This window comes from Shewanella cyperi (assembly GCF_017354985.1).
In the GTDB taxonomy this organism is placed as follows: domain Bacteria; phylum Pseudomonadota; class Gammaproteobacteria; order Enterobacterales; family Shewanellaceae; genus Shewanella; species Shewanella cyperi.
On sequence record NZ_CP071501.1, the window covers coordinates 1,604,903 to 1,622,643 of the forward strand.

Below are 17,741 nucleotides of genomic sequence, written 5' to 3' on the forward strand. Positions count from 1 at the left end.
AGTGACTTGCCCCCGGCTGTGCCAGTTAAACCTGTGCTGGGTCAGCCTTCCTGCTGCTGTTTGCGCAGCTTGAGTTGTTTCTGTTGCACGCTGAGGCTGGCGCGCACCAGTTGTTCGGTATCGGCATCACTGATGGCGACAAATTCCAGAGTCACCCGGAAGCCGTCATCCTCATGCACGCAGTGGCGCACTTCGGCGACACAGAGCAGGGCAATCAGTTCTTCGCGGATATACAGGGTCAGCAGGTGGCGGCTGCCATCGGCCATGGCAGTGGGCGAGCGCAGGGTGACACCGCTGCCGCCGAAACGCAGCCCGGCCAGGGGCTCACCTTCGTGGGGATCGTTGGCCAGCACATAATGCAGCACCATATCCACCTTGCGCGACTGCAGCTTGAGGTAGTCCACCAGGGCCTTGGTATCGGAACCCAGCTGCCGTAACTGCATCAGGCTGGTGGCCTCCAGGGCCTTGGCTTCATTGAGCAATTGCATGCCCATGGATCTCAGTTCCGCCAGGGCGGCATCGTCCGGCAGCGCAGACTCGGTCCAGGGGCGGGCATAAATACGGAAGGTATGAGGCACACTGAAGAAGGCATCGGGATCGGTTTGCAAGGCTTGCCTCTTTATTTATGGGAGTATTGTCCCTATTATCGTGCCCATCTTAATGATTTAGCAAGATCACTGCCCAGGAAGCCCCCAAGGTCCCATGACTCCAGCGCCAGCCCTGTTTATCGGCTACCGCTATTGGCGTTCGCGCAAGGCCAATGCATTTGCCTCTTTTATTACCCTGTTTGCCGTCAGTGGCATTTTTCTCGGGGTGACTGCCCTTATCCTGGTCAGCTCGGTCATGAATGGCCTTGAGGACCAACTCAAGCAGCGCATTCTCGGCGCCGTGCCGCAACTCATACTGCAGCAGGAGCAGGGATTCGAGGACTGGCAATCCCTGCGAGAACCCATATTGGCAGTTCCCGGGGTGCGTGGCGTGGTGCCTTTTGCCGCAACCCAGGCCATGGTGCAGTCTCCGAGCAATATCAGCGCGGTGCAGCTGCAAGGCATAGTGCCGGATGCTGAGCGGCAACTGTCGGCTGTGATGTCCCACAGCTATGCCGATGCCTTCGATGCCCTGGAGCCGGGCGAGTTTAGGATCATTCTTGGCTCTGTACTGGCCAATCAGCTCGATGTCGCCGCCGGCGATACTGTGCGGGTGCTGAGCGGCGATGGTGTGGTTTACTCGCCTTTGGGCCCTGTGCCGAGTCAGCGCAAATTTGTGGTGGCGGGGGTGTTCCAGATGGGGTCCCCCGTGGATGCCAACAGCGCCTTCGTACATTTGGCAGATGCTCGGCGCCTGATGCGCCGGCCGGCGCAGGTGATAGACAGTCTGCGCCTGTATCTGGACGACCCCTTCGCTGTGGTTGAACTGACACCAAAATTGCAGGACAAACTGCACTCCGTGGGGCAGGAGGTCAGCATCAGCGATTGGCGTGACAGCTACGGCCACCTGTTCTCTGCGGTCAAGATGGAAAAGAACATGATGTCGCTGATGCTGAGCCTGATAGTAGCGGTGGCGGCTTTCAACATAGTGTCGGCACTGGTGATGATGGTGGTGGACAAGACCACGGATGTGGCCGTGCTGCGCACCCAGGGACTGGGTACTTTGGCTGTGATGGGCATTTTTATGGTGCAGGGCTCGCTTAACGCCTTGCTTGGCCTGCTGCTGGGCCTGCTGGTGGGCACAGTGATGACCTTCAATATCAATCCCATTCTGGATACCCTCGGCATTTCCGTATTGGGTCCCGGGCAGCCGTTGCCCGTGGTGCTGCAATGGTCGCAGCTTGGGCTTATCGTCGCGGGCACAGTGCTTTTGAGCCTCGGCGCTACCCTGTATCCGGCGCTGCGTGCCGCCGGGGTGCAGCCGGCAACAGCCCTGCGTTATGAATAAAAGGCGCTGTGAATAAAGGGCTCTATGAATAAAGGGCGCTATGAATAAGCCACGCGACAAATAACGTATTGAATTTAATTGGGCGCCGAGGCACCCACCAGTTGCCGACATTGGTGTCGGCATGCAAGAGAGAGACAGATGCAGGACATATTGCTCAAGGTCGATAAAGTCAGCAAACATTACCGCGAAGGCAACATAGACACCCGGGTGCTCAGTGAGGTGGATCTTGAGGTCTATCGCGGCGAGCAACTGGCCATAGTTGGCAGTTCGGGCTCGGGCAAGAGTACCTTGCTGCACATCATGGGCACCCTGGATGCGCCCAGCAGTGGCAAGGTGATCCTGGCGGGTGAGGATATCTATGCCGTCGGTGCCGCGAGACAGGCGCAGATCCGCAATCGGGATCTGGGCTTTATTTATCAATTCCATCATTTGTTGCCGGAATTCAGCGCCATCGAAAACGTGGCCATGCCAGCGCGGATAGCCGGCAAGGGCAAGCAGGAGGCGGAGCAAAAAGCCGTGGCCTTGCTGGAACGGGTTGGGCTCGGTCACAGGCTGCAACACGCGCCATCTGAGCTGTCCGGCGGCGAGCGGCAACGGGTGGCCATCGCCCGCGCCCTGGTCAATGATCCCAAGCTGGTGCTGGCCGATGAACCCACGGGTAACCTGGACGCTCACAGCGGCGATGCTGTTTATCACCTGATCCGCGAGCTGGCGGCCCAATTGGGTACGGCGTTCGTGATTGTCACCCATGACAATAATCTGGCGGCCAAGATGGACCGGCAGCTCAAGATGCAGGATGGTTGTCTGTGGCAGGCGGTTTCGGCATGAGCCAAGCCAATAAGATGCCCTTGAGCATGGCCTTCTGGCTCGGTTGGCGCTTTTACCGTGCCCGCCAGTCCAACAGTTTTATCAGCTTTATCGCCTTCGCCTCCACCGCGGGTATTGCCCTCGGTGTGGCCGTGCTCATCATAGTGCAATCGGCCATGAACGGGTTTGAGGGCGAACTGGAGCGGCGCTTTCTCGACGTGGTGCCCCATGCGGAGCTGACCGGGGTCAATGAGCCCGTTCAGGACTGGCACGCCATGGCCATTGATGCCATGAAAATCCCGGGGATCCGCGGCGCGGCGCCTTTTATCCGCCTGCAGGGGCTGGTACAAAAGCCCGGCGGATTTCAGGGACTCAATCTGGTGGGCATTGACACAACCCAGGAGCCCAAGGTCTCAGGTATCGCCAACTATATGGCCAAGGAGCATTGGCAGGCACTCGGACGCAAGGACGACAGCATAGTGCTCGGCAAGGCGTTGGCCGACAAACTTGGTTTGGCCCCGGGCGACAGTCTGGTGCTGTACGTGCCGGATCTGGCGGCCGGTAAAACCGGACGCCTGGGGGCGGCGCGCAGTCACAGATTCGTGCTGGCAGGGACCTTCAAGCTGGGTGGTGAGCTGGAACTTGGCACGGGTTATGTGTCCATGGACTATCTTGCCGGCTTGCTGGAGTTCGGCGACAAGGTCAGCGGCGTGCGGATTGCGGTCGAGAATGTGTTTTCGGCTCCCAGGCTCATTCGCGAGCTGGGTTTCAGCCAGCAGCAATATGTCTATATGAGCGACTGGACCCGCACCCAGGGACACCTGTATCAGGATATCCAGCTGGTACGGACCCTGATGTATCTGGTGCTGGCGCTGGTGATCGCCGTGGCCTGTTTCAACATAGTGTCGACCCTGGTGATGGCGGTGCGTGACAAGACCGCGGAAATTGCCATTTTGATGACCATGGGGATCCGTCGTCAGGCCATAGTGCTGCTGTTTATGGTGCACGGTGCCGTCAGCGGTCTGCTCGGCACGGCTTTAGGTGTGGCCTTGGGGACGGGTATTGCCTGGAAGCTGCCGCAACTGGCCGCCGGTCTCGAGTCGCTGTTTGGGGTAAAACTGCTGTCAGCCGACGTGTACTTCATCGACTTTTTGCCGTCGGAGCTGATGTGGCAGGATGTGGTCTGGGCCAGTGTGATGGCACTTGTCATGAGTCTGTTGGCGACCCTGTATCCCGCCATCAAGGCCAGCAAAACGGCACCGGCAGCGGCCCTGGCGGGTCGCTGAACTGGTCTTGAACAAGCTGGATTTGACCAAGTAGAGACCACAGCCAGCCAATAAAAAACGCGCCTCAGAGCGCGTTTTTTATTGGCTGTCACTTATAGCGTTTGCGCCATTTAAACAGCACCGAATACTTCCACAGATTGTGGATCACAAAATAACCCAACAGGGAGCTGACAATACCTATCACGGCACAACCCAGCAGGAATGGCGGGCCTATGGTGGCCAGGGACGATTCCAGCCAGTGCCAGCTGAGCTCAAAGGCAAACTGTTGTGGCGTATGGCCGAGCAGTCTGGCACCCAGCAAGTAAGCACCATAGAACATCACCGGCATGGTCAGCGGATTGGTTAGCCACACCAGAGCCACGGACACAGGCAGATTGACGTTGAAGACGATTGCCAGCGCGGCGGCCAGCACCATCTGAAAAGGGATGGGGACCCAGGCACAAAGCAAGCCGACGGCAAAAGCGCCGGGTGCCGATTTACGGTTCAGATGCCACAGATTGGGCTTGTGCAGCAGGGTGCCGAAAATCTGCAAATGCTTGTGGTCGCGCAGCGACTCGGGTTTGGGCATGAACCTCTGAATGAACTTTTTTGGCATAGGCTGAAATGCTGTCTTAACTTTCTTCTGTGACCAATCCATTTATGCTGGGCTTTTGCGCCCTGGTGTTGTCTGCGCTGCTGTGGCCGCAGTTGTTGCCATGGTACCTCATCCCTGTGACAGTTTTGGGTGGGGTAGGGCTGCTCAGACAAAAACCTCTGCTAGCCGGTGCCCTGCTCGGGGCGACCTGGATAAGTCTCTATGTGCAGTACGTTATCCAACCGGAGCATCACTGGGGCAATGAGCCCGTCAGTGTCGAGGCCGAAATCATATCACCGGCCAGTGGCAGGAGCGACTGGCAGCATATAGATATTCGAATAGTTAAACCACAATTAATTTTACCTCCCGGAGTGAGAGTTAGCCAAAAGGTACGCCTTTCCTGGAAAGAGGCTCCTTTGGTGCAAGCGGGTGAACGTTGGCGCTTGTTGTTAAGGTTCAAAGCCATTGATTCTGTGCTCAATCAGGGGGGATTCAATGGCCAGCGTCAGTTGCTTGCCAAACATATAGGAGCGCGGGCGACAGTGCTCAGGGCCGAACGTCTGGCGCCTTCCACCGCATTTCGAACGGTCCTGGTCAACCGCCTCGATACAGGGTTGGCGTCACTCAGTCACAGGGACTTGCTGCAAGCCTTGTTGAGCGGAGACAGGAATGAGTTTGCTCCGGAGCTGTGGCAAGCGCTGAGAATAAGTGCCACAGGGCATTTGGTGACAATTTCCGGCTTGCACCTGTCGGTGGTGGCAGCCTGGATTTATGGCTTGGTATTTTTTCTGTTGCAGCGGTTTTTCCCCACGCCAACAAGGCGGAATCTGTTGTTGGCCATGGTCTTTGCAGCCCTTGCCGTCATTGGCTATGGCTGGCTTGCCGGCATGGGACTGGCTACACAAAGGGCACTGGTAATGTTGCTGTTGCTGATGCTACTGAGCCTGATGAAACGTTTTGCCTCACCTTGGGAGCGGCTGTTGTGGGCCTTGTTCTTTGTGCTGCTGTGGGATCCGCTGGCCATACTGGGGGGCGGACTCTGGCTGTCATTCTGTGCCATCGCCATCATCTTGTTGACGGTTGAGAATGCCCTGGCCTCAGAGCATAGCGGTATAAGGATGCGGCTGAAGCAATTTTTACGTTTGCAGCTGGCCTTGTCCCTGGGGCTGGCGCTGGTGCAGGGCTTGTTATTTGGTGGGCTAGGCCTTCACGGCGTGTGGATGAACCTGTTGATGGTGCCCTGGTTCTCACTGGTGGTGATCCCCCTGACCATGGCGGGACTGATGGGCGCCTTGATCCTGATGCCTCTGGATTTGCCCATTGATCTGCTGTTTCAGCCCGCCAATGCCGCGCTGTGGCCCTTTGTCCGTTTGCTCGATGCAGTCCAGACATTGCCGCTGGCCTGGTGGCCCCTGGCCGATGCGCAGGGGGCTGCGCTCTTGTTTGTGCCCCTGGCATGGATGCTGTGGCGCCTGAATAGCCACTGGAGTCGGTGGTTGGCCACTGTTTTTGTGTTGCCCTTGCTGCTGGCGGTCCTGGTTTCTACTCGGTCCGCTGACAGCTGGCGTGCACATGTGCTGGATGTGGGACAGGGGCTGGCAGTCGTGGTGGAACAAGATCATGGCGCCTTGTTATACGATACCGGGGCGGCTTTTGGTGACGATTTCAGCTATGCCGAACGGGTCATAGTGCCCTTTCTGCACAGTCGGGGCATCTCCAGGCTGGATTATCTGATTGTCAGTCATGAAGATAATGACCATGCCGGTGGGCTTGAGGTGATTAAGCGCAATGTGGCGGTTGACCGGTTAATCTCAGACGGTCCCTGGCCGGATGCCGAGCCTTGCAGGCCGGGAACGCTTAAATGGCATGCTCTGTCCTTGTCTTTCCTGTGGCCCGCTTCGCAACCTGCGGGGCGGGTGGGGAACAACGGCTCCTGTGTGCTGCATATCGGCGGGGGCGGGCAGAGCCTGTTGTTACCCGGTGATATTGAAAGGGAAGCCGAACTCGCCATGATGGCTGTTTTGCCTTCGGCTACTTTGCTGGTGGCACCCCACCATGGCAGCCGCACTTCATCCGGCAAGGAGTTTATCGCCCGGGTGCAGCCCGAGAAGACTGTGTTTGCTGCCGGCGCGGGAAACAGATATGGCTTTCCCAAAGCCGACATAGTTGAGCGTTACCGGGCTTCCGGCAGCGCAGTTTATGTCACAGGTGACAGTGGCCAACTCAGCTTTGAATTTGATGGCAGTCAGGTTCGGGTGCGGGGCTATCGCAGTGAGCTGGCGCCATTTTGGTATAACCGCCGCTTTGGAGTTGGTGACTCGTCCAATCCGGAGTAGAATGCAGCCTTTGTTATTATTTCAGACTTTTCAATGACAACATCTGCCAAGAATGAAGTATGGGTGGTTTTCCGGCGTCTGCTGGGCTATCTCAAGCCGATGAAATCCATCTTTGTAATGTCGCTACTTGGACTCATTACTTATGGCGCAGTAGACACCCTGTTTATCGCCTTCATTCAACCTTTCATCGACAAAGGTTTTAATGGATCCACTCCCCAGGTTCAGGGCATGGGCCTGGCCATGGAAGCAAACAAGGGCTTTGGCTCAGGTTCAGACGTGTTGCTGATGGCGCCGTTCGTGGTGGTGGGGATGTTTACCCTGCGCGGTTTGGCCAACTTTGTCTCCACCTATGGTATTTCCTATATGAGTGCCAGACTCATTATGGATTTGCGCCAGCAGGTATTTAATCACTACCTGACGCTGCCCGTGAGCTACATGGACAGGGAAAATGCCGGTAACCTGATTTCCCGGGTCACCTTTGATACCGAGCAGATTGCCAGGGCCTCCGGCAGTGCGCTGATCTCCATTGTCCGTGACAGCATTACCGTTATAGGTATGCTGGTGCTGATGTTCTATTCCTCCTGGAAGCTGTCCCTGTGCATTATTGTGGTAGGCCCCATCATAGGTTGGGTGATAGCGACCGTGAGCCGCCGTTTCCGCAAGGTGTCCAAACAAATCCAAACCGCCATGGGCGGTGTGACGGCGACGACCGAGCAGATGGTCAAGGGGCATAAAAACGTGCTCGCCTTTGGTGGCCAGGAGACGGAGCGACAAAGGTTTGCCAAGGTTAACGATCAGAACCGCCATCAGAATATGAAGCTGGCGGTGGCCCAGGCCATCAGCCAACCTCTCATCATGATCATAGGCTCCTTTGCGCTGGCGTTTGTTATCTATGCCGCCAGCCTCGACAGTCTCAAGCATGAGCTGACCGCGGGTACCTTTGCCGCGGTATTGGCGGCCATGTTGGCCATGTTGCAACCGATTAAAAACCTGACCCGGGTCAATGCCGAATTCCAGCGCGGCATCGCCGCCTGTACCACGGTTTTTGAGCTGCTCGACACTCCGTCTGAGAGCGATAAGGGCCATTATCACTGTGAGCGGGTTAACGGCAAGCTGACCTTTGACAAGGTTAAATTCCGTTATGAAGGCCAGGAGCGCCTGGCGCTGGATGACATCAGCTTTGAAGTGAAGCCCGGCCGTACCCTGGCGCTGGTGGGGCGCTCGGGCTCGGGTAAGTCCACCATCGCCAGCCTGGTGAGCCGCTTCTATTCGGGGCTTGAGCAGGGCGATATCCTGCTTGATGATGTCAGCATCTACGATTATCAACTGGCGAACCTGCGCAGTCAGGTGGCGCTGGTGTCCCAGCAGGTGACCCTGTTCAACGACAGCATCGCCAATAACATAGCCTATGCCTATCCGGGTGAAGTCACCCGCGGGCAGATTGAGCAGGCGGCGACCCTGGCACACGCCATGGAGTTCATCAAAGACTTGCCCCAAGGTCTGGATACCCAGGTGGGCGAAAACGGTGTGCTGCTTTCCGGTGGCCAACGTCAGCGTATCGCCATTGCCCGCGCCATCCTGCGCAATGCACCGGTGCTTATTCTCGACGAGGCGACCTCGGCGCTGGATACCGAGTCCGAGAAGGCGATACAGCAGGGGCTGGACAATTTGCGTCACAATCGCACCTCTGTGGTGATAGCCCACAGGCTGTCAACCATAGAAAGCGCCGATGAAATTCTGGTGGTGGATCAGGGCAGGGTGGTAGAGCGCGGCAACCATGCCGAGCTGCTGGCCAAAGATGGCATGTACGCCAAGTTGTACCAAATGCAGTTCAGTGGCTGATATGCAGCAGTGGATCCATGCCATTTGGTATGAGAACAAGCCCGGTAAGTGGTTGTTGGCGCCCTTGTCGCTGTTGTTTTGGCTGGTGAGCGCCATTAGGCGCCTGCTGTTTCGGTTGGGCGTCAAACAAACCGTCATCTTACCTGTGCCTGTCATTGTGGTTGGCAACATTACCGCCGGCGGTAGTGGCAAGACCCCTACGGTTATCCATCTTATTGAGTTGTTGCGCCGTGAGGGCTATACCCCCGGGGTGATCAGCCGAGGTTATGGCGCTGATATCAAGGGTGTTCGTGCTGTGCTCTCGGGGGCGTCGGCAAGCGAAGTGGGCGACGAGCCGGCCATGATAGTAGCGCGCACCTGTGTGCCCATGGTGGTCGGCAGAGACAGGGTGGCCGCGGCCAAAGCCCTGCTTAACGGCTGTGGTGTGGATGTCATCATTTGTGATGACGGCTTGCAACACTACCGTCTTGGACGGGATATAGAGCTGGCGCTTATTGATGGTCAACGTCGTCTGGGAAATGGCTGGTTGCTGCCGGCAGGCCCCTTGAGAGAGTTGCCGTGGCGTCTGCAACAGGTGGATTTTGTGCTCAATAACGGCGGCAAACCCTCGGCCGGTGAGTGGGCCATGACCCTGGAGCCGGGACCATTGCAAAGCCTGATGGCCGGGCACGCTGCCCCGGAACCTGGGCAACAGGTCAATGCCTTTGCCGGCATAGGCAATCCACAGCGATTTTTTGATACTTTAAATGGCCTTGGCTTCATTTTGGATAAGGTTCAGGCCTTTAACGATCATCAGGCCCTGACGATTGCAGATTTGGCTGCATTCGGTGACGGGCTGCCGCTGTTGATGACGGAGAAAGATGCCATCAAGTGCCTTGGCTTTGCCAAAGACAACTGGTGGTATTTGCCGGTCACGGCAAATTTCCCGATTGAATTCGACAGGCAATTAGTGGCTGCGGTGGCCAAGGCCGCCGCCAACAAGAAAGGACAGAGAAATGGCTTTTGATAAAAAACTGTTGGACATAGTGGCCTGCCCCGTGTGCAAGGGCAAACTTGAGTATGATAAGCAGGCGCAGCAATTGATTTGCAAGGTCGATCGTTTGGCCTATCCCATCACGGAAGGGATCCCTGTGCTGCTGGCAAATCGCGCTGTCCCCTGGCAGCCAGAGAACTGATGCACAACGCCTTCATACGCCCTCCCTTGAGGGCGTTGTTGTTTTTCCGTTGGCAGTTGTCTTTAAAATTCTTTCTGGAGGATTTAATAAAGCTGGATATCTGTAAATTTGTGGTTAATACAGATTGTTATCATGGTAAAAGTCAGTGAATAACGCTTAATTCTTATTGAGTTTCCACTCAAGCGTCACAATAATTTGCACTTTCAGCTGGGGAAAGGAGTCCAGAGGTGGAAGACGCAGAATTTTCTCAACTCGTATCCAATGTACTGCAACATCATCGTGGCAATCGCATCACGCCATTTGAATACCATGGAAAAAAATATTGGCTGAAGCAGGCTGAAAAGCTTGAAGGGGCCATGCGTTTTATGAAGTCAGATCCCAAAGAGGCGTTGCAGCGGGAAATTGCTGCTCTTAAGTTGCTTGGGGATAAGCAGGCGCCGGTTCCCCGGCTGGTTGATGCCGGCAACGACTATCTGGTGCTGGAAGATGCCGGGATCACGCTGAACCGTTGGTTGACAGTGGAAGGGCAGCCATCGCTGCAGTCTATTTTGAATGATGCTGCCGGCGCGTTGGCAGGATTGCATAAGCTGCAATTGGCTCATGGGCGGCCGGCGCTGAGGGACATAGGCTGGCAGCAGGGGAAGGTCACCTTTATCGATTTCGAAGCCAGTCAGCTGGGTAAAGATTTACTCAGGCAGCAAACCCGGGATCTGCTGGTCTTTGTGCACAGCCTGTATCGCTACCTGGGACCCAGACGCGAGATGATTATCGAGGCCATAGGCCAGTACTGTCGTAATGGCTGCCACCATGTTTGGCTGGCGGCGCAAAAACGGCTGAAAAAATGGCAATGGTTGCGCCCTTTCCTCAAGCCACTCCGTCACCGGGGAGGTCGTGATCTGCGTCCCGTTTATTGGGTCTTGGATCACTTTAAACACACACCTGGCTGCGCCTGAGCACACTTCTTTTGACACCCCTGAAAATGGGGTGTCAAATTCCAGTCAAGCGACTTTTTATTGACACACTGCAATAAAGTCCTGTTTCTCGAAAAAAAAGCACTTTTCCTTTTTTTGACACTGCTAACTAACGGAAAATGGTCAAAATTTCGTCTGGTCAAACCAGTATAAATTTTAATCAATCTTATTGGTTGTTTTACAAGGAAAAGGGCTGAAACCCGCGAAAATACTGGGTTTAACCCTATATACAAATTAAATCGATTCTTTATAGAATGTTCCTGCCGAACAGATCCACAGAGATTTGGGTAAAGTGAAGAAAAGCGTTTCAATCGGCGGATAGGATTTCCAGAAGCGCAGCTGACTTCCCGTAGTAATCACAAACAAATCCGAGACAGCCCAAACACTTGCTGTTTGAGCACGAGGGGACTTGTTTTGCCCAAAAGAGATGTAAGATGAAAAATTCCGCCCTGATGTTGCTTGCCACCCTGTCACTGAGCCAGTTTGCATACGCTGCCCCCTTGAAACTTGAAGGCCAGCTGTTGCTGGATTTTGAAGACTTCAATGAGCACGCCGTGCAGCAGTACAAACTCAAAGGCGCCAATGGCGAAATACACCAACTGGCATTCAGCCAAAAGCCTGACTGGGTCAAGCCCGGTCAAAAGGTAAGGGTGTTTGGCCAAGCCAAGGGCAAACAATTCCAGGTTGAAGAGGAGGGGATCTCCTTACTGCAGTCAACCGAGACTCAGACCCAGTCTACCAGTCTGAATCAGAGCACTGCCGCCGTCAGTGGCACCCACAGTGTGCTGGTGGCCGAGGTTAATTTCGCGGTCAATCCTATAGTGCGATTCACTGTGGCCGATATCGATGCCATGGTGATGCAGGATTCTTCAGCTTTCTTCAGCGAAAATTCATATGGTGCCATGTCACTTGGCGGTTCTGTGGCGGATCCTGTGACCGTGGATGTGGATGTGTCCGTGTGTAATACCGACGTAGTGGCAGCTGCGGCCGATGCCGAGCTGGTACGTCGTGGTTACAATATCGATGGTTTCGATCACGTGATGTACCTGATCCCAACGCATCCCAAGTGCACCTGGTCAGGAAAGGCCAACGTCAATGGCAAGCGCAGCTGGATCAAGCGTGTGCAACTGTCGACCATCAACCATGAACTGGGCCACAACCTGGGTCTGTATCACGCCAATAAGAAAGACTGTGCTGATTTGACCACCAAGCCCAGCTCACAGTGCACTGTCTATGAATATGGTGATTACCTGGCAGCCATGAGTGGCACCAATACTCCCAAGCACTTTACCTCTTTCAACAAGCAGTTGCTGGGTTGGATGCAGGGCCGCATGGTGACCGTCACCAGTGACAGCCGTGTTACCCTTTCTGCCGTTGAAACCGATGCCGGCAGCTTCCCTCAGGCCCTGCGTATTGCCAACGGCACAGACGAGAACGGTCAGCCACTTTACTACTATGTTGAATATCGTCAGGCGGTAGGTTTTGACAGTTCACTGGCTACCGAAGCTTCAAACTTCCTTAACGGAGTCCGGTTGCGTGAAGGTGCCGACAACAACCCTGCCAGTGGCTATCTGCTGGACCCAACCCCAAACAGCACCAGCTACGATTGGGACGACATCAGCCTGGCACCCGGACAAGTTTTTGAGCAGCAAGGTGTGCGTTTGGAAGTGGTTTCCTCCAATGCCGACTCTGTGGTACTGGATATCAGCTTCGGTGGCAATACCGCTCAATGTCAGCGTGGCAGCACTCTGGTAAGCACAGTAACTTCAGTCTCCAGCCTGCTGGCCGGTGATCAAGCCCAGGCTACCCTGAAGCTGACCAACCAGGACAACAGCCTGTGCCCATCCTCTGTGTATGACCTGACTTCATTGGGTGACGCCGGTCTGTACACCAGCCTGAACCAGAGCTATGTGACAGTACCAGCAGGTCAAAGTGTGAACCTGGCACTGACCCTGACTGCGGATGCCCTGGCAAGCGGTACCCATAGCTGGAAAGTGACAGCGCAACGTGCCGAAGAGTCTGCAGCTGTGAGCAAAACCGGTAGCCTGAGTGTTATAGCGCAAAGCAGCAACAGTGCCCCCGTTGCCCAGGATGACGCAGTCCTGACCTCTGGCACCGCCAGCATCAAGATTGTTGTATTGGCCAATGATAGTGATGCTGAAGGAGACGCACTGCAGATATACAGTACTACTCAAGGTCGTTACGGCAGTGTTAAGGTCAATGCTGACAACAGCCTGACCTATACTCCAGGCAAGCGTTTCAAGGGTAGCGACAGTTTCAGCTACACCATCACTGACGGTGAGCTGACTGCTACTGCGACAGTGACCCTGTCACCCGATAGCAGTGGCACTACCGACGGTGGCACCACCGGTACTACCGGCGGCAAAGGTCGCAGCAAGTAACAAGTAACAAGTAACAATAAAATAAGAAAAGGGCCGGTCATCCGGCCCTTTTTGCATTTTAGATTCACCGTTAAGGCTTACTCCTCGGGTACCACCAGAGGACACAGATCGCACATGGCGGTGTCTGATTCACCTACAGTGGCCAAAGGTCCTGTATCGACTACAGGGGAAGTGGCTTTGGCTGTGGCGGTATTGCTCAGGGTACCGTCTGTGCCGGATGGCATAGCAGTTGGCAGGTAATTACCTGTAGTGACATGACATACGTCACCACCGAAGTTACCTTCCAGGTCGCCATCGCCGTTGGCACACATCTGATTGCCGTTACAGGTATAACCCGCACTACAATCGGTATCAACCAGACATTGTTTCGCGAAGTCGAGCGCGAAATCTTCGTCCAGTGCCAGGTCGACACTGTCAGTCAGGTTAACATCCAATGGGGCGTCACCTGTATTACAAACAGTGATGTCGTAGTCCTTACGCACCGCGATCAAACTGCCTTGGTCTTCCAGTGACAGGGCACAGTTTTTAACTATGCTCAGCATAGGACTCAACGCCAGAGAGTCGCACTCTGCAATATATTGGTCCGCACTGATGCTGGTAGTGCCAAAGCTGACACTGGCATCCACTGTGTTGGTACCGCCGTTGACTGACGACAGGTAGTATCCTGAATATGTCAGTTCTTCATCAGGTCCCCAACCGTCGGCGCCATTGGCAAACAGGCTGACGTCTTGGTCGACATCAAATGCTGTACCATTGCTTGGACTATCGTGGATGCTGATGGTTTCATCGGCTGCGATTGAACCCACACCGGTATTCTTCAGCGTGATTGTGTAATCGATGCGGAACATATTGCCCGCTACCAATTCAGTTGCACCGCAAACCTTGGATGCAGAGATGCTGCACAATGGGAATGCGCCGCCCAGGAAGTCTTTCAGCTGAGCAGTTTCGGACCTGGATGAACGGGTTTCGATCATGAAGTTGGTAAAGCAGGGAACTTCACTGATACCAGCTGCCAGGAAGGCCTCGGTAACGTTGAAGCGTCCTTCAAACAAGGATTCGATTGGATAGGTATCGGCTATACCGGATTTGTTTTCATAGGGCCACAAACCGTTGGCAACACCAGCCAGTTCATCCTGTTCGTTGGTAATAGCACAAGCTATCCCTTCATCACCGGCTGTACCGCACTTGGCTCCTGAGGCGCCGGAGGCATACAAGAGCTCCAGATTTTCAGAAATATCACCACCTGAATTAACCCAGCGCATTACCTGTACGAAGGGCACAGAGTTTGAACCCTGGGGATATTCCATGATGATGAACACATCATTTTCCATGTGTTGGCCGGTAAACCTGTTACCTGCGCCTGTGCCAACTTGATCCTGGAAGAACCAGAAACCCATGATGGCATCACCGGAATTGGCGTAACGTTCGGCACCGAAGTAGATCACCAGGTCGTCGTGGCCACCGTCATTGAGGAAGTAGGCGGCGGCATAACCGTTACGCAAATCGTCCTTATCGGGCACTGAACCGTCTCTGTACCACCATTCAGTCACATCCAGGGTATCTTTTGAGCCCCCTTTCCAGAAGATGGTGAGTGGAGGTAGATCAGCCTTCAGGCCAGTCTTTACACTCGCACTGCTGCCATTCAAATTGATGTTTTGCCAGTCATCCACTGCCGTGTTCTGTATGGCATTACCATCGAGTTCTACTGCATCGGGGGGGAATGCCAAAGCCCCGTAACTACAGAGGGTGCAACCACACAACATGGCTGCATTCAGCCAGCTTTTGAGTTTCATATCTTGCTCCTTTGTTGTTAATCCCGGTGTGTCTGAGAATGCATGGGACACAGGCGCAACGGGCTAAACCGACGCGTTAGTGAAGCAAGACTTGGGCCGTGTTTTATGGTGTTGATATATATTGATATATTGTGGTTTTTTGGCTAAAAGTGTTGCGGTGTTGAAGCAGGTTGTCCCTTGGAATGACACACTGGGTCAATTGTTAAGATGACTCTTTTTCAGCAAGCGATAAAGGGTAGAGCGGGAGATATTGAGGGCCCGGGCTGCTGCGGAAATGTTATGCCGGTTATCGCTGATGGCTTTGAGTATGACCTCGGTATCCAGCTCTTCCCTCTGACTGGCAAGATCGTTTTGCCAACGGTGTAACATGGCTGGTTCCAAACCCAGATCCCTGGCGCAAATCAAGGGTCCTTCGACCATGACTGCGGCCCGGCGGATACGATTTTGCAGTTCACGGACATTGCCCGGCCAGTTGTAATGGCTGATGGCTTGCACCGCATCGTCACTGAAGGCCAACTGGTCATTGCCATGATTGAAATCGTCCAGGAATTGCTCGGCCAATAACATGATGTCTTCAAGATATTCTCTCAGGCTTGGCACATGCAGTCTGAGTACATTGATCCTGTGGTATAAATCTTCCCTGAATCGACCTTCATCAACGGCGCTTTCGAGATCCTGGTGTGAGGCAAACAGCAGTCGGCAATCCAGCTCCACTGGCTTGCAACCGCCGACGCGGAAAATGTGTTTGTCATCGAGAAACTGTAACAGGTTGACCTGTAAATCCAGCGGCAAATCGGCTATTTCATCCAGAAACAGGGTGCCTCCGTTGGCTTGTTCCAAATGGCCAATATAACGGCGTTCTGCTCCGGTGAAGGCGCCTTTTTCATGACCGAAGAGGGTTGATTGGATAAGACTGGCGGGGAGGGCGCCACAATTGACCACCACGAAAGGACCATGTTGCCTGAGGGAATACCTGTGCAGCCATTTGGCGCACAGGCCTTTTCCTGAACCGGTTTCACCGCTGAGCAGTACGGTTTCGTCCGATGGTCCCAGTTTTTCCAATGCATGACGCAGGTTTTTTATCAGTGGATGTTCCCCGCGAATGGGAGCCAGCGCGTGAGGTTCCCGGGCCCTGGCGTTGGCCGATGAAGCCAATTCGGACATGCCGAGTCCGTGTCCCAGCGCATCGTTGAATCTTTGCCAGTCCAGCGGCAGGTGAAAATAATCTATGACATTGACGGTCAGCAACCAGCTGCAACTTTGACCCAACACCTCATCGCTGACGGCCAGCCAATGAAGTTGCGGGAACTGTTGTTGGATGTTGACCAGATCTTTGGCGAGGCTGCCGGTATCGTTCTGATGGATCATGGCAACGGCAATTTTAATCCCGTGCCTGTCTATCAGTTTAAGGGCATCGGCGGCATTGGATACTTTCAAACAATGCCAGTGGTAACCAGACAATACTTGGCTGATGTCTGGCAAATCATTATTGGGATCCAGTACCAACAGCTCCCTTTGGCTGGCCCTGGTTCCTTTTGAATCGCTCGGAACACTAAGGTTCATCAGCGTTCAGCTCCGTGGGCTCATTAGACTTTGAGTTTAGTCGTCCCGGGCCCACCTCTCAAGCCGATTGCCGCTATTTCACTGCTTATTCCGAGTGGCCGGACAAGCCTTGATACAGGGTGTCTACCCAGCGTTCCGCCGAAACAAACTGCCAGCCCCAAGCTTGCCATTTTGGGGGTAAGGGGGTGGCTTTCATCTGTTCAAAACTCTTGCCGCTGGCCAATCCCTGTTGCATCCAGGCGATGCAGTCGTCCAGCATTTGTTTGAACTGAACCAGCTCCGCCTTGGTTGCCAAACCACCATGTCCCGGAATGACCTTGGTATCCTCATTGATCATCTCGAGCATCCGGCCAACATTATCCCTGTAGCCGGTAACCGAACCGCCACCCTCAAGATCGATAAAGGGGAAGCGGTGTTTGAAAAACAGATCGCCCATGTGCACCACAGACCCGTTCTGCCACAGCACCACAGTATCACCGTCCGTGTGCCCCGGACCCAGGTGCAGTAACTGTAAGTCTTCGCCATTAAAATGTACCGTCAGGCCATTGTCATAGGTCAGTACCGGCAGGGCTGCGGGTGCTATATCGGCTTGTTGCTCCAACCGTTTTAGCACATTGTGGTGTGCCATGATGGTGCCGTTTCGACCAAAATGGCCATTGCCTCCGGTGTGGTCGCCGTGGAAATGGGTGTTGATAACAAACCTGGGCTGTCCCAGGGTGTCGGCGGATCCTATGGCCTTGAGGGCTGTGACTATTTTATCGGCGAGAGGAGCAAATTGATCGTCAATGATCAGCAGGCCATCTTTGCCGGCAACCACACCTATGTTGCCGCCGGCACCTTCCAGCAAGTAACTGCTGTTGGTGAGGGGCGTGGTTTTCATGGTGACATTGGCGAATTTATCATCGTCTGCTGCAATGACGAAGGTGCTCAGCAGGGCCGAGGTCAGCAACCCGGCCAAGGGTAAAAAGCGGGACATGGAAGACTCCTTGTCTGTGAGTGACTGTGGGAATAGCTAATACAAGTTACTCACAGACAAGGAATTTGGCAAATTGCCCTT

14 protein-coding genes are annotated in these 17,741 nt (G+C 54.6%); 9 read left to right on the forward strand and 5 right to left on the reverse strand.

What is annotated here, in order from left to right:
• Positions 1-41: 41 nt before the first annotated feature.
• A complete protein-coding gene (locus JYB84_RS06795; protein ID WP_207322667.1) occupies positions 42-608 on the reverse strand; it encodes a hypothetical protein in 567 nt (188 codons plus the stop codon).
• Between the two features lie 94 nt (positions 609-702).
• Between JYB84_RS06795 and JYB84_RS06800 the strand changes: the two genes are divergently transcribed.
• The 3 genes from JYB84_RS06800 to JYB84_RS06810 all read left to right on the forward strand — a co-directional run bounded on the left by JYB84_RS06800 (position 703) and on the right by JYB84_RS06810 (position 4,028).
• A complete protein-coding gene (locus JYB84_RS06800) occupies positions 703-1,935 on the forward strand; it encodes a lipoprotein-releasing ABC transporter permease subunit (protein ID WP_207322668.1) in 1,233 nt (410 codons plus the stop codon).
• Between the two features lie 138 nt (positions 1,936-2,073).
• Positions 2,074-2,763, forward strand: coding sequence for a lipoprotein-releasing ABC transporter ATP-binding protein LolD (lolD, locus tag JYB84_RS06805; protein WP_207322669.1), 690 nt, complete (start codon positions 2,074-2,076; stop codon positions 2,761-2,763).
• Positions 2,760-4,028, forward strand: a complete 1,269-nt coding sequence (locus JYB84_RS06810) for a lipoprotein-releasing ABC transporter permease subunit (RefSeq protein WP_407696019.1) — start codon at positions 2,760-2,762, stop codon at positions 4,026-4,028. The genes lolD and JYB84_RS06810 overlap by 4 nt, the downstream gene beginning before the upstream one ends.
• Positions 4,029-4,116: 88 nt before the next feature.
• Here the strand turns inward: JYB84_RS06810 and JYB84_RS06815 are convergent, their stop codons facing one another.
• Positions 4,117-4,623, reverse strand: a complete 507-nt coding sequence (locus JYB84_RS06815) for a DUF2062 domain-containing protein (RefSeq protein ID WP_207322670.1) — start codon at positions 4,621-4,623, stop codon at positions 4,117-4,119.
• 29 nt (positions 4,624-4,652) lie between these two features.
• Here JYB84_RS06815 and JYB84_RS06820 point away from each other — a divergent pair, with 29 nt between their 5' ends.
• From JYB84_RS06820 to JYB84_RS06845, 6 genes are all read left to right on the forward strand, one after another.
• Positions 4,653-6,938: a DNA internalization-related competence protein ComEC/Rec2 gene (locus JYB84_RS06820; protein ID WP_207322671.1), complete on the forward strand. Its 2,286-nt coding sequence runs from the start codon at positions 4,653-4,655 to the stop codon at positions 6,936-6,938.
• Positions 6,939-6,971: 33 nt separating this feature from the next.
• The gene (gene msbA, locus JYB84_RS06825; protein WP_207322672.1) at positions 6,972-8,780 is read left to right on the forward strand and encodes a lipid A export permease/ATP-binding protein MsbA; all 1,809 of its coding nucleotides are present in this window, start codon (positions 6,972-6,974) and stop codon (positions 8,778-8,780) included.
• A gap of 1 nt (position 8,781) precedes the next feature.
• Positions 8,782-9,786 carry a tetraacyldisaccharide 4'-kinase gene (lpxK, locus tag JYB84_RS06830; RefSeq protein WP_207322673.1) on the forward strand — a complete coding sequence of 335 codons (1,005 nt, stop codon included), beginning with the start codon at positions 8,782-8,784 and terminating at the stop codon, positions 9,784-9,786.
• Entirely contained in the window at positions 9,776-9,955 is a 180-nt protein-coding gene (locus tag JYB84_RS06835) for a Trm112 family protein (RefSeq protein WP_207322674.1), read from the forward strand. Before lpxK ends, JYB84_RS06835 begins: the two co-directional genes overlap by 11 nt.
• A 227-nt stretch (positions 9,956-10,182) precedes the next feature.
• Positions 10,183-10,908 (forward strand): BUD32 family EKC/KEOPS complex subunit, encoded by a 726-nt coding sequence (locus JYB84_RS06840; RefSeq protein ID WP_207322675.1) that lies wholly within the window; start codon positions 10,183-10,185, stop codon positions 10,906-10,908.
• A gap of 452 nt (positions 10,909-11,360) precedes the next feature.
• Positions 11,361-13,328 carry an Ig-like domain-containing protein gene (locus tag JYB84_RS06845; protein ID WP_207322676.1) on the forward strand — a complete coding sequence of 656 codons (1,968 nt, stop codon included), beginning with the start codon at positions 11,361-11,363 and terminating at the stop codon, positions 13,326-13,328.
• A 77-nt stretch (positions 13,329-13,405) separates the two neighbouring features.
• Here JYB84_RS06845 and JYB84_RS06850 read toward each other — a convergent pair whose 3' ends face one another.
• The 3 genes from JYB84_RS06850 to JYB84_RS06860 form a co-directional block, all read right to left on the reverse strand.
• Complete coding sequence (locus JYB84_RS06850) at positions 13,406-15,121, reverse strand: hypothetical protein (protein WP_207322677.1); 1,716 nt, start codon at positions 15,119-15,121, stop codon at positions 13,406-13,408.
• Between the two features lie 195 nt (positions 15,122-15,316).
• Positions 15,317-16,684, reverse strand: a complete 1,368-nt coding sequence (locus tag JYB84_RS06855; RefSeq protein ID WP_207322678.1) for a sigma-54 interaction domain-containing protein — start codon at positions 16,682-16,684, stop codon at positions 15,317-15,319.
• An 85-nt stretch (positions 16,685-16,769) separates the two neighbouring features.
• Positions 16,770-17,660 carry an MBL fold metallo-hydrolase gene (locus JYB84_RS06860; protein ID WP_207322679.1) on the reverse strand — a complete coding sequence of 297 codons (891 nt, stop codon included), beginning with the start codon at positions 17,658-17,660 and terminating at the stop codon, positions 16,770-16,772.
• Between the last annotated feature and the right edge of the window lie 81 nt (positions 17,661-17,741).